Below are 12355 nucleotides of genomic sequence, written 5' to 3'. Positions count from 1 at the left end.
CTCCCTTGGGAGCCGTTTTTCATGGTTCAACGCACCTCACCGATCAGCCCACGCGCACCGGCACAAAGATCTGATCACCCCCTCGCTGGATCAACAGGGCCAGCGACTTGGTGGCCTTTTTCACCGCCGCGCGCACCTGCTCCACATCGTTGACCGGTGAGCCATTGACGGCCAGCAACACATCCCCCGGTTGCACGCCCGCCAGCGCCGCTGGGCCTTCAACACCTTGCACCAGCAAACCCGAAGCCACGCCAGCCTGGCTCTTCTCATCGGGTTGCAGCGGGCGCAGAGCCAGACCCAGCCGGCCTTGTTCACCGGCGCTGGCTTTCTCCTCGGCTTTGACCGCCTTTTCGGCGGCATCGCCCAGACGCGCGCGGATGTCCATGCTTTCCCCATGGCGCCACACCGACATCGCCACCGTGTCGCCAGGCGTGGCGCGGCCGATCAGCGCAGGCAAGTCCCCAGAGCTCACAATGGCTTTGCCCTCCACGCTGCGGATCACATCACCCACCTTGAGGCCGGCTTTTTCCGCCGGGCCGCCGGGCTGCACGCTGGAGACCAGTGCACCCTCGGGCTTGTCGAGCTTGAACGAGTCGGCCAGCGCCTGGTTCACCTCTTGAATGGACACCCCCAGGCGCGCGTGCTGCGCCTTGCCGGTGGCAACGATCTGGTCTTTCACCTGGAGCACCGTTTCGATCGGAATCGCAAACGACAGCCCCTGATAGCCACCGGTGTGGCTGTAGATCTGCGAGTTGATACCGACCACCTCGCCGCGGGCGTTGAACAGGGGCCCGCCAGAATTACCAGGGTTCACCGCCACATCGGTCTGGATAAACGGCACCAGGCTGTCGTCCGGCAAAGAGCGCCCCTTGGCACTGACCACCCCGGCGGTCACACTGTTTTCGAATCCGAACGGCGAACCGATGGCGAGCACCCATTCGCCCACTTTCAGATCGGTGGCACTGCCCAGCGGCACCACGGGCAGGTCTTTGGCCGCGATGCGCAGCACGGCCACATCGGTCTTGGGATCAGAGCCCAGCACCTTGGCCTGGAATTCGCGTCGGTCGGTGAGTTTCACCACCACCTCGCTGGCATCGCGCACCACATGCGCATTGGTGAGAATCAAACCGTCGGCGCTGATGATGAAGCCCGAGCCTTGTCCGCGACTGGGTTGCTCGGGGGCAGCATTGCCACCCCGCCCGGGCATGCCCGGCATGCCACCAAAGCGCCTGAAAAATTCATAAAAAGGATCGTTGGGATCGATGGAGGGCGCGGCGGCCTGGGCTTCGCCGTCCTGCTCGGCGGGTAGCTTGCCCACCACACTGATGTTCACCACGGCAGCGCCATGGCGCTGCGCAATCTGGGAAAAGTCGGGGGCCACAATGGTGGCTATTGGCGGTGTCGCTGGCGCGGACAGGCTGGCCGTGGGCACCGTGGCATGAGCCCGCACACCTTCGCTCAAAACCACACCCGCGCCACCCAAAACGCCTGCGGCCATCAAAGCCAAGACCAGCCGGTTGGCGCTCAAAGAAAACGTTTTCATGTCGGACTCCTGACGAACGATGTTGGAACACGCCCTCACTGTGCACCGTGACAGTTAGAGGGTTCTTAACCGTTTTTGGACCCCGCAGGTGACCGCTGCCTTGAGCGCAAAGGCTGTTTGAGTGCCGGCGCGATCACACACATGGCGAATGGCAGCAAAGGCACCGGGGGCGCCTGTCGGCGAGCGCTTGGAGAATTTGAAAACTCAGGAAACGGGGAAAAGGCCGATCACGCGTGAACGCATGCCATCGGCATCCACGTCAAAGGGCCTTGGTCGGCGAACCCTTCGCCCAGCGCACGGCCACACGCAAACCGCCATGGGCTTCACTGCGCCCCAGGCTCATTCGCGCGCCGTGCCACTGAGCGATGGCACTCACGATGGCCAAACCCAGTCCGCTGCCAGGCGCGACCTCACCCGGCACACGGTAGAAGCGGTCCAGCACCCGTGCACGGTCGTTCTCTTCAATGCCTGGCCCGCTGTCTTCAACAACCAGCACAGCATCACCGTTTTCAGCGAACACAGACACGTCCACCTGCCCGCCGGCTGGTGTGTATTTGATGGCGTTGTCCACCAGGTTGCGCAGCAGGATGCGCAAGGCCTCCGCTTGCCCTTGTACCTGCAAAGCCTGGGCAGCCTCCACCCCGAGGTCGATCGCGCGCAGCGCTGCTTTGGGCGCCATTTCAGCGACCGTTTCCCGCGCCAACGCATCGAGCGACACGGGAACCAGCCCACCGGGGGCAACGGACCCCGCTTGGTGGCGGGCCAGCACCAACAACTGCTCCACCAGCCGGGTCGCACGGTCAATACCCGCCAACAGCCGGTCCACGGCGACCTGCCGTGTGGCATCGTCGCGCGCCCTCTGCAAGCCTTGGACCTGCAGGCGCAATGCCGCCAGCGGAGAACGCAGTTCGTGTGCCGCATCGGCCACAAAATGCTGCTGCGCTTCGAACGCCTGCCCCACCCGGCCGAACAGCAAATTGAGCTCCCGCACGAGGGGCTTTATTTCGTCGGGCAAGCCTTCTTCGGTCACAGTGGCCAGGTCGTCAGCGGCCCGAGCGGCCACCTGCTCGCGCACCCGTGCCACCGGTTTGAGCGAGGCCCCCACCGCCCACCAGGCCACCAGCATCAGCAGCGGCGCCATCCACACGATGGGCATGACCGTGCGCAGCGCCAGCGAGCGTGCCATCGCACGGCGCGGCCCCATGTCCTGCGCAATCTGGATCACCTGAAAAGGCGTCTGCAGGGCAAACACCCGGAAAGGCCGGCCACTCAGATCGGCTTCCGAAAAGCCCAGCACCGCTCGCTGCGGCAAGCCCACCCGATCGCTGGAGCGGTAGACCTGCAGGCCCTCCATGCTCCAGACCTGCACCACAAAATCCACCGGCCTGCCGCCATGGCGCTCATCGCTCAGAACCGGCAGGCCAGACACCGCCACCCCTGCCCGCAGCGCCTGCGCCATCTGCTCCATGTGGTAATCGAAGATGCTGTCCGCTTCTGCCCTCGCCTGCCGGTACACCACGGCCGCCTGCACCGCCGCAGCCAGCACAATGGCCAGCAACAGCACACCCAGCAAGCGGCCCCGCAAGGAGTGCCGCAAGCGGTTGAGGCCAAACATCACAGCGGCGGCACCATGTAGCCCACGCCTCTCACGTTCTGAATCAGTTCAGCGCCCAGCTTCTTGCGCAGGCCGTGCACATACACCTCCACCGCATTGCTGTTCACCCCGTCTTTCCAGCCATAGAGTTTGTCCTCCAGCTGGCTGCGCGACAGCACACGCCCAGGCCGGGCCAGCAAGGGTTCCAGCACAGCCCATTCACGGCCCGACAACACCACAGGTTCACCGTGCACCCGCACTTCGCGGGAAGCGGGGTTGATCGCGACACCTTTGTATTCGTAGACGGGCTCGGCCCGGCCATCGGCACGCCGCATCAGTGCACGGATGCGCGCCAGCAGCTCATCCAGATCGTAGGGTTTGAGGATGTAGTCATCGGCCCCGGCATCCAGCCCCTGGACGCGCTGTGCCACCGAATCTCGGGCTGTCGCGATCAGCACCGGCGTGCGCAGTTTGCGGTCCCGCAGGCTTTTCAGAACGTCCAGGCCATCGCGCTTCGGCAAGCCCAGATCGAGCAAGATCAGATCGTAGGCCTGGGTGAGCAAGGCGGTGTCGGCCATGTCGCCGTCCCGGACCCAGTCCACGGCGTACTGCTCGGCCCGCAAGAGGTCCAGCACCGCTTCGCCGATCATGGCGTCGTCTTCAACCAGCAACAAGCGCATACCCACCTCCTTCGCAGTAATCCCTGCACAACGCAGGCGTTGCCCCGGGACAGGCACTCAGGGCGCGCGTACCTGCAACGCTCAGACCGCACCCGCTCAGCAAGGCCCCAGGCGTTCGGCGACCACGCCTGAAAGCGCCCCTTCAAGCCACATAAGGATGATGGCGGGTTGCGCTTAGACCGGACTTAAACCGCGCTCATAGCCGTTCGACAACCCGCCCGGCAGGATGAAGACCGGGGGTTCACTTTCCGTCCAGCAGCTTCTTCACGTCGTCGGCCATGGCTTGTGCGCCGCCGCCGTACCGAAAATACAGGCGCACCCGACCTTGCGGATCAAAGATGTAGCTGCCCGCCGAATGGTCCATGGTGTAGGTGCCGGGTGTGCTGCCATCCACTTTCTTGTAGTAGATCTTGAAGCGCTTGGCCAGGTCCGGCAGTTCATCGGGTTTGGCGTAGAGCGCCAGAAAACTGGGATCGAAACTGCCCATGTAGGCTTTCATGATCTCAGGCGTGTCGCGCTCCGGGTCGATACTGACAAAAAGCCCCTGCAACCGATCACCATCGGCACCCAGGAGCTGCCTGGCCTGGGCCAACTCGCTCATCGAGGTGGGGCACACGTCAGGGCACTGCGTGAAGCCAAAAAAGATCACCACCGCTTTGCCCTTGAAGTCCGCCAGCGTACGGGCCTGTCCGTTGTGGTCGGTCAGCGAGAAACCATCGGCGTAGTCAGCGCCCGTGATGTCGATGCTGTGGAAAGCCGTTTCAGCCGATTTGTCTGAGCACGCGGTCAAAGCCAACAAGCCCGCGGCGGCCAACACACCCGCGCGAATCAAAGAAGAAAAGTACATATCCAAGGGCCCAAAAAACGCAACAGGCAGAGCACGATGCCTTCCACCCAGAATGCCGTGGGTACGGCCCCGTCGGTCCGCCTGCGTTGTCCCGTAGGGAGGTCGCGCGCGGATTGCCGAGGGAGATTCAAATGTAATGGTCAACCAACAGAGCCGCAAACAGCAGCGACAGGTGGATCAGGGAAAAACGAAAGGTCTTGCGGGCCAGCGCATCTGAGTAGTCGCGCCACAAGGCAAACGCATAGAGACAAAACCCGATGCTCAGCACCACGGCTACTGCCAGGTACAGGTAGCCGCTCATGCGCACGACAAACGGCATCAGGCAAGCGGCAAACAACACAAACGTGTAGAGCAATATCTGCAACCGCGTGAATTCAGATCCATGCGTCACCGGCAGCATCGGCAACCCCGATTTGCGGTAGTCCTCGACCCGGTACAGCGCCAGCGCCCAGAAATGGGGCGGCGTCCAAAGGAAAATAATGAGGAAGAGGATCAGGGCTTCCGGTGCCACCACCCCGGTCATCGCGACCCAGCCCAGCACCGGTGGCATCGCACCTGAAGCCCCGCCGATGACGATGTTCTGCGGCGTCAATGGCTTGAGAATCACCGTGTAAATCACCGCATACCCAACGAAGGTTGCGAAGGTGAGCCACATCGTGAGTGGGTTGACCCACACATACAAAATGGCCGAGCCCGTGGCGCACAACACCGCTGAAAAGCTCAAGGTTTGCACATTGGACAGCTCACCCTTGGCGGTGGGGCGCCAGGCCGTGCGGCGCATCTTGGCATCGATCTGCTGCTCGACAACACAATTGAAGGCTGCGGCGGCACCCGCCACCAGCCAGATCCCCAAACAGGCCACGGCCGCCAACTGGACTTGTGCCCAACTGGGCAATCCAGGCACCGCCAGCACCATGCCGATCAAGGCGCAAAACACAATCAGCTGGATCACTCGCGGCTTGGTGAGCGCATAAAACTGGCGCCAGACTGGCATGGCGGCCACCGGGGGCGGAGAAATAGACGGGGAAGGGGAAGGCGCGCTGCTCATCGGATCGCTTGGGAGAGGTTGTAGGCGGCGTCGCCGACCGGTTCAGAATAGGTGCGCGTAGAAACCAGAGCGCCCGTCAACACCACCACCAGAGCGGCCGCACCGCCGGTGTGGGCCACGGCGGCCAGCAAGGGCCAATCCAGCACCACGTTGACCATACCACTGGCGAGTTGCAAAAGGGCCAGTGCCAACAGCGCTTTCGCCGTGCTGCGCATGGCAGGCACAGGCCACAGGCGCCACACCGCCCAGCCCAGACCGGCCAACACCACATAGGCGCTCAAGCGGTGGACATAGTGGATGGCGGTCAAGGCCACGAATGGAATGGCATCGCCCTGGGCGGTCACACCCAGTTCTCGCCACAACGAGAAGCCCTGGCGAAAATCCATGGTGGGCCACCAGCTGCCCTGGCAGGTCGGGAATTCGCTGCATGCCAGCACCGCATAGTTGGTGCTCACCCAGCCGCCCAGTGCAATCTGCAGCCAAACCAAGGCAAACACCGACCACAAGGCCGTGCGCGCGCCCGGGCTCAGGCCTGTCTTGCCAGGGCTGCCGGGTGCGGCGAGCGCGTAGCCCACGGCCTGCATGCGCAGCAAAGCGAGCAGCACCATGCCGCCCAACAGGTGCAGGGTCACGATGGCTGGAAACAACTTCATGGTCACCGTCAGTGCACCAAAAGCGCCCTGCAGGCAGACCCAGAACAGCGTGAGCAAAGGCCAGCCGTGCCAGACGCTCAGGCGTTTGCGCTCGCCCCAGCTGACCAGGGCCAGCACCAGAATCAGGACGCCCACACCGGTGGCCAGATAGCGGTGCACCATCTCAACCCAGGCTTTGGAATGGGTCACCGGTCCGGTGGGCATGGCGCTTTGTGCCGCAGCGATGGCCTCTTTGGCGCCCACCGGGCTCATGTGGCCGTAGCAACCGGGCCAGTCAGGGCAGCCCAGCCCGGAATCGGTGAGCCGCGTGAAGGCGCCAAACAACACCAGATCAAAGGTCAGAAACAAGGTGAGCAGCGTGAGGACCCGCAAGCGCTGTGCCGCAGGCGCATGGCGGTTGCGCAACCACACCCAGGCCAGCGGCCCGAGCGCGATCACCAAGCCGAGCAGCATCATCCGCAGCAGCGGTGACAGGTCGTAAAGAGCGGGCGAAGCGTCCATGGTGGGCAGCGGTGCGTTTCAACCGCCGTTGGCGGGTGCAGGTGCAGGCGTGGTTGCCGGGGCGGCTTCTGGGCGCCCGTCGGTGTCCCAGAAGGCCGAGGCGCGCAGCAACCACCCCAGGTCCCGCTTGACCTTGGCCGGTTCGGCATCCGCAGGAAACCGCATCATCCAGTTGCCGAGCGGGTCCACCACATACAGGTGGTCGGCCAGTTGATGCCCTGCTTCGGGCTGCAGCCAGGTCGCCAATTGCGTTGCATCGACGTGCAGCACAGTGGCCGCTTCCGTCGCCTTTTTCAAGGCCTCGGGGAGCTCGGCATCTCCCGTGCGCAACCAGACCCAGTCCAGCCGGTCTTTGTCTCTGCCCAAGCCTTCGCGCAACTGACGCTGCACAAACAGGTGCTGGTTACAGGCCTCGTCACAGGCCGTGTCGGCCACGCTGATCAACAGCCATTGGTCTTTGAGCTGTGTCAAGGGAACCACCCGCCCCTGAGCATCTGTGCCGCTGAAGGCGGGTAAGGGCCGCTGCGGATCGATCAGCTGACCGTAGTTGCGGCGGCCATCGGGGCGGATGACGTAATAGGTGAGGTACGAAGCCACCACCGGCGCGACACACACCAGCAGCATGAGCAACAGTTTCCACCGACCCGCGCGCACATTCACCGTCCTGGCCGCCCCCCCTTCATCCAGGTTAGGCAGGTTGTGCACGGTCAGGGTCAAGGGTTCATCGGAATTCTGGGCCATCGGTGCGACGCTTTCGGCGGGGAGAAATGAATTGGAACCAGAGGTACAACGCTGCGGTGGTCGTGCACATGGCAAACCACTGGAACGCATAGCCTTGGTGCTTGGCCACGCCGGCCGCAAATCGCGGCCAGTCGCGTTGCAGCGCGGCATCTGGCGGCCCGGTTTGCAACACCGAGGCCTGCATCAGAGCGAGGCCCGTTTCAGTGGCAAATGCCGGGAGCACGATATTTTGCCGGATCGCGCCCGGCTGGGCCTCGCCCAGCTCAAATAGCTGGCTTGGCGGCGGGGCCAAACGCCCCGCCACGGTGACCAGCCCAGTCGGCGTTGCCACCGCCGGGACCCGGGTGCGGTCGCCGAAATCACGGGGGACCCAGCCTCGCTGAACCAGGATCGACTGGTCGTCGCCCTTAAGGCGCAAAGGTGTCACCAGAATAAACCCGCTGTGTCCGCCCATGGGCCGGTTGTCCAGAAACACGCTGTTCTCGGACACCCATTCGCCTTGCAGACGCACAGGCCGGTGCAAGCCGGCATTCAAGTCTTGCGTCTGGGTCAGGGTCTGCTCATCCCACGCAGGCAATGAGGCCCGGGCCTCAATCAGATCTTCGAGTGCCTGCTTCTCGGCCGCCCGGGACAACTGCCAGGTCCCCAGAGAACCCGTCACCGCCATCGTGATGACCGTGGCCAGGGCAATCACCCAGCTGCGCGGAATCAATCCAGCCAAATGGGCCTCCTTGCGGCACCGCCAGCGCGCCTCTTATCAACGCCAGGCTTTCGACCCAGGGCGGATCGTTGGATGTAGAGATCGTTGGATAATGCAGCCATGACATACCTTGTGATTGTGGCGTTTGTGGCCATCATTGGCAGTTTGGTTGTTGCCTTGGTGGCAATGATGCGCGGAGGCGTCAGCGACCCGGCCGACGAAGATGCAACCACGCCCCCCCGGAAAAACCACATGGCCCGGGCCTTGGCCTTCCGCGTGGGCTTCTCCATTTTGTTGTTTGTGGCGGTGCTCATCAGCTACAAGATGGGCTGGATACAACCCACGGGTTTACCGCTGGGCCGTTGAGGGTCCAGGCCCTGCAGCAAAAAGGCGCCTGACGGCGCCTTTTTTTCGGGCAAAGTCCGAGCCAAGCTTTGCCAAGCCAAGCCAAGCCTGAATCCTGCCTTAAAGCCAGTAAACGAGGATGTAAAGACCCAGCCAGACCACGTCCACAAAGTGCCAGTACCAGGCCGCTCCTTCGAAGCCGAAATGGCGCTTGGCCGTGAAATGGCCTTTCTGCAGGCGCAGGGTGATGAACAGCAGCATCAACATGCCGACAAACACGTGGAAACCGTGGAAGCCGGTCAACATGAAGAAGGTCGAACCAAAGACGCCTGAGCTCATCTTCAGGTTGTACTCGTTGTACGCGTGGTAATACTCGTAGCCCTGCACAAACAGGAACACGATACCCAGAATCACCGTCATCCACATGAAGGCGATGGTCTTGCCCCGGTTACTGGCCTGCAGGGCGTGGTGGGCAATGGTCAGCGTGACACCTGAAGTCAGCAGCAGCGCCGTGTTGATCGTGGGCAGCCAGAACGGGCCCATGGTCTGGAAGGGCTCAACCATGCCGGCGGGCGCAGCGGTGGCACCCGCCTGAAGGCTGGGCCAGACCGCCGTGAAGTTGGGCCAGATCAGTGCATTTTCAATGCTGCCCAAGGCCGGCACGGAGTGGATACGTGCCCACCACAGCGCGGTGAAAAAGGCGCCGAAAAACATCACTTCCGAGAAAATGAACCAGCTCATGCTCCAGCGGTAAGACAAGTCGATCTTGTGGCCATAACGACCGCTCTCGCTCTCGCCGACCGACTCGCTGAACCACTGGAACAACACAATCAACCAGAACGCCATGCCAAACGCCAGCGAATAAGCACCCCAAGCCTCTCCGTTGACCCATCGGCTGGCGCCCAGAATGACGAAAAACAGCCCGATGGCCGACATCACCGGATGGCGCGAAGGCCCGGGGACGAAGTAGTAGGGCGTGGCGCCGTGTGTGGTTGCTGACATGCTCACTCCAATGCTTTCGCTTATATGAATACTTGAGAGAAAAACCGCTCAGTCGATCGGTGTATGCCCCTCAGGACACCACCCACCTGACAATCAAAATCAATGAAAAAACAAATACCAACGCCATGATCAGCCCAACCACCACCAGGTGTATCGGGTTGAGCTTGGCAATGTCGTCCTGGTAGTCGGCATTGCGCCGCACGCCCAGGAAACCCCAGAGAACCGCCTTCACGGTGCCCAGCAGCGAGCCCTTGCGTTTGTGCAGTGGTTTATTGCTCACACCGCGCCCGCCACTTTCGGCGGCACCGCCGGCGCAAGCACCTGTGAGGCCACATCTTCAGGTGCCTGCGGCACCTTGCCGCCCACCTCAAAGAAGGTGTAGGACAGCGTGATCGTGGTCACATCTTTGGACAGTTTGGGGTCGATCACAAAAGCGACCGGCCACTCCTTCTTCTCGCCCGGCGCCAGGGTGTACTGGTTGAAGCAGAAACACTCCAGTTTGTTGAAGTGTGCGGCCGCCTGTTTGGGTGCGTAGCTCGGTATCGCCTGAGCGGACATGGTCCGGTTCTGAACGTTTTGAAACTCGTAGAGCACCGTGGTCAGTTCACCGGGATGCACCTGCAGGCTGCGCACCGCCGGTTTGAAATGCCAGGGTCCACGGGAATTCACATCGAACTCCACCGTGATGGAGCGAGAGAGGTCCACCTGGGAGTTGGCTGGCAGCTGGGAACTGGTACCCGGCACCTGGCGCTCCACCACCGCCAGCACATTGATGCCTGTGGCTTCGCAAATGGCCCGGTAAATGGGCACCAGCGCATAGCCGAAGGCGAACATGCCCAGCGTGATCACGCCCAGCTTGCCAACCATCTTCAGATTTTCGCTTTTCAGTGCCATAACGGGTCAGTGCTCGGTTGCAGAGGCCTCAGCCGCCAATCAAAATCAGCTTGCCCACAAAACCGGCAAAGAAGACGAAGGCCACCGACGCCAGCACAAGTGCCAGGCGCAGATTGTTCTTTTTCTGTTCAGACTTCATGGGTTCGATCCAGTTGATATCGTGGTGGCGGGCGGAATCAGCCAATCACTTTGGTCGCGGTAGCGTCCAGCTTGGGCGGGTTTTCGAAGGTGTGGAAAGGCGCTGGTGAAGGAACTTCCCACTCCAGGCCCTCTGCACCTTCCCAAGGTTTCTGCACGGCCTTTTCACCTTTGCCACGCATGGCGGGGATGATCACGGCAACGAAGAAGTACACCTGGGCGAAACCGAAGAAGAAGCTGCCGACGGAAGCGATGGCGTTGAAATCAGCGAACTGCATGGGGTAGTCGGCGTAACGACGGGGCATGCCGGCCAGACCCAGGAAGTGCATGGGGAAGAAGGTGACGTTGAAAGAGATCATCGACCACCAGAAGTGCAGCTTGCCGCGGAATTCGCTGTACATCACACCCGTCCACTTGGGCAACCAATAGTAGATGCCCGCAAACATGGCGAACAACGAACCGGCGACCAACACGTAGTGGAAGTGGGCCACCACGTAGTAGGTGTCCTGGAAGTTGATGTCGATCGGCGCGACGGCGAGGATGAGACCCGAGAAGCCCCCGATCGCAAACACGAAGATGAAGCCCACAGCCCACAACATGGGCGTCTCGAACGTCAACGAGCCCTTCCACATGGTCGCGATCCAGTTGAACACTTTCACACCCGTGGGCACGGCGATCAACATGGTGGAGTACATGAAGAACAGCTGACCCGTCACCGGCATGCCGGTGGTGAACATGTGGTGAGCCCACACGACAAACGACAGGATGGCGATGGAACCGGTGGCGTACACCATGGAGGCGTAACCAAACAGCTTCTTGCGCGAGAACGCCGGAATCACCTGGCTCACGATACCGAAGGCCGGCAAGATCATGATGTAGACCTCGGGGTGGCCGAAGAACCAGAAGATGTGCTGGTACATCACCGGGTCACCGCCGCCGGCGGGGTTGAAGAAGCTGGTGCCAAAGTGGCGATCGGTCAGCGTCATGGTGATGGCGCCGGCCAGCACGGGCATCACGGCGATCAGCAGATAGGCGGTGATGAGCCAGGTCCAGCAGAACATGGGCATCTTCATCAGCGTCATGCCAGGGGCGCGCATGTTCAGGATGGTCACGATGATGTTGATCGAACCCATGATCGAACTGGCACCCAGGATGTGCAAGGCAAAAATACCGACATCCATGGACGGACCCATCTGCAGGGTCAACGGTGCGTACAGCGTCCAGCCGGCCGCAGGGGCACCACCGGCCATGAAGAATGTAGACACCAGCATCAGCGCGGCAGGAATCATCAGCCAGAAGCTGAAGTTGTTCATGCGGGCAAACGCCATGTCAGAGGCCCCGATCTGCAGCGGAATCATCCAGTTCGCAAAGCCCACGAAGGCCGGCATGATGGCGCCAAACACCATGATCATCCCGTGCATGGTCGTGAGCTGGTTGAACAGACCGGGGTTGACCAGCTGCAGGCCGGGCTGGAACAGCTCGGCGCGGATCATCAACGCCAGTACGCCGCCCACCATGAGCATCGTGAAAGAAAACAGCAGGTACAGGGTACCGATGTCCTTGTGGTTGGTGGCGTAGACCCAGCGGCGCCAGCCCGTCGGGGCATGGTGGTCGTGGTCGTGGTCGTGCGCGTGAGCGTCATGGGGATCAAGTACTGCACTCATTTCGA

The 12355-nt window shown here is 62.0% G+C and carries 14 protein-coding genes; 1 reads left to right on the top strand and 13 read right to left on the bottom strand.

What is annotated here, in order from left to right; translation table 11 throughout:
* Positions 1–43: 43 nt before the first annotated feature.
* From E5678_RS21135 to E5678_RS21100, 8 genes are all read right to left on the bottom strand, one after another.
* Positions 44–1543 carry a DegQ family serine endoprotease gene (locus E5678_RS21135; protein ID WP_136180356.1) on the bottom strand — a complete coding sequence of 500 codons (1500 nt, stop codon included), beginning with the start codon at positions 1541–1543 and terminating at the stop codon, positions 44–46.
* A gap of 259 nt (positions 1544–1802) precedes the next feature.
* On the bottom strand, positions 1803–3158 hold the full coding sequence (locus tag E5678_RS21130) for an ATP-binding protein (RefSeq protein WP_136180355.1): 1356 nt from the start codon (positions 3156–3158) through the stop codon (positions 1803–1805).
* A complete protein-coding gene (locus tag E5678_RS21125) occupies positions 3158–3817 on the bottom strand; it encodes a response regulator transcription factor (protein WP_136180354.1) in 660 nt (219 codons plus the stop codon). The genes E5678_RS21130 and E5678_RS21125 overlap by 1 nt, the downstream gene beginning before the upstream one ends.
* 241 nt (positions 3818–4058) lie before the next feature.
* Positions 4059–4664 (bottom strand): SCO family protein, encoded by a 606-nt coding sequence (locus E5678_RS21120; protein ID WP_136180353.1) that lies wholly within the window; start codon positions 4662–4664, stop codon positions 4059–4061.
* 127 nt (positions 4665–4791) lie between these two features.
* A complete protein-coding gene (gene cyoE / locus E5678_RS21115; protein WP_136180352.1) occupies positions 4792–5712 on the bottom strand; it encodes a heme o synthase in 921 nt (306 codons plus the stop codon).
* Positions 5709–6866, bottom strand: coding sequence for a COX15/CtaA family protein (locus tag E5678_RS21110; protein WP_136180351.1), 1158 nt, complete (start codon positions 6864–6866; stop codon positions 5709–5711). The genes cyoE and E5678_RS21110 overlap by 4 nt, the downstream gene beginning before the upstream one ends.
* Before the next feature lie 18 nt (positions 6867–6884).
* Complete coding sequence (locus E5678_RS21105; protein WP_136180350.1) at positions 6885–7607, bottom strand: hypothetical protein; 723 nt, start codon at positions 7605–7607, stop codon at positions 6885–6887.
* Positions 7588–8328, bottom strand: coding sequence for an SURF1 family protein (locus tag E5678_RS21100; protein ID WP_247596855.1), 741 nt, complete (start codon positions 8326–8328; stop codon positions 7588–7590). Before E5678_RS21100 ends, E5678_RS21105 begins: the two co-directional genes overlap by 20 nt.
* A gap of 99 nt (positions 8329–8427) precedes the next feature.
* On the opposite strand from E5678_RS21100, the gene E5678_RS21095 reads away from it, so the two are divergent.
* On the top strand, positions 8428–8673 hold the full coding sequence (locus tag E5678_RS21095; RefSeq protein ID WP_136180349.1) for a twin transmembrane helix small protein: 246 nt from the start codon (positions 8428–8430) through the stop codon (positions 8671–8673).
* Positions 8674–8772: 99 nt separating this feature from the next.
* Here the strand turns inward: E5678_RS21095 and E5678_RS21090 are convergent, their stop codons facing one another.
* The 5 genes from E5678_RS21090 to ctaD form a co-directional block, all read right to left on the bottom strand.
* Entirely contained in the window at positions 8773–9654 is an 882-nt protein-coding gene (locus tag E5678_RS21090) for a cytochrome c oxidase subunit 3 (RefSeq protein WP_136180348.1), read from the bottom strand.
* A gap of 70 nt (positions 9655–9724) precedes the next feature.
* Positions 9725–9934: a DUF2970 domain-containing protein gene (locus tag E5678_RS21085; protein WP_136180347.1), complete on the bottom strand. Its 210-nt coding sequence runs from the start codon at positions 9932–9934 to the stop codon at positions 9725–9727.
* Positions 9931–10548, bottom strand: a complete 618-nt coding sequence (locus E5678_RS21080; RefSeq protein ID WP_136180346.1) for a cytochrome c oxidase assembly protein — start codon at positions 10546–10548, stop codon at positions 9931–9933. The genes E5678_RS21085 and E5678_RS21080 overlap by 4 nt, the downstream gene beginning before the upstream one ends.
* 28 nt (positions 10549–10576) lie before the next feature.
* The gene (locus E5678_RS22505; RefSeq protein WP_210731957.1) at positions 10577–10687 is read right to left on the bottom strand and encodes a cytochrome oxidase small assembly protein; all 111 of its coding nucleotides are present in this window, start codon (positions 10685–10687) and stop codon (positions 10577–10579) included.
* 37 nt (positions 10688–10724) lie between these two features.
* Positions 10725–12350, bottom strand: a complete 1626-nt coding sequence (gene ctaD / locus E5678_RS21075) for a cytochrome c oxidase subunit I (RefSeq protein WP_136180345.1) — start codon at positions 12348–12350, stop codon at positions 10725–10727.
* Positions 12351–12355 lie beyond the last annotated feature (5 nt).

Source organism: Hydrogenophaga sp. PAMC20947 (assembly GCF_004795855.1).
Classification (GTDB): Bacteria; Pseudomonadota; Gammaproteobacteria; order Burkholderiales; family Burkholderiaceae_C; genus Hydrogenophaga.
The sequence above is the reverse complement of the archived record's forward strand: the minus strand, read 5'-3'. Positions and strand labels throughout refer to the sequence as shown.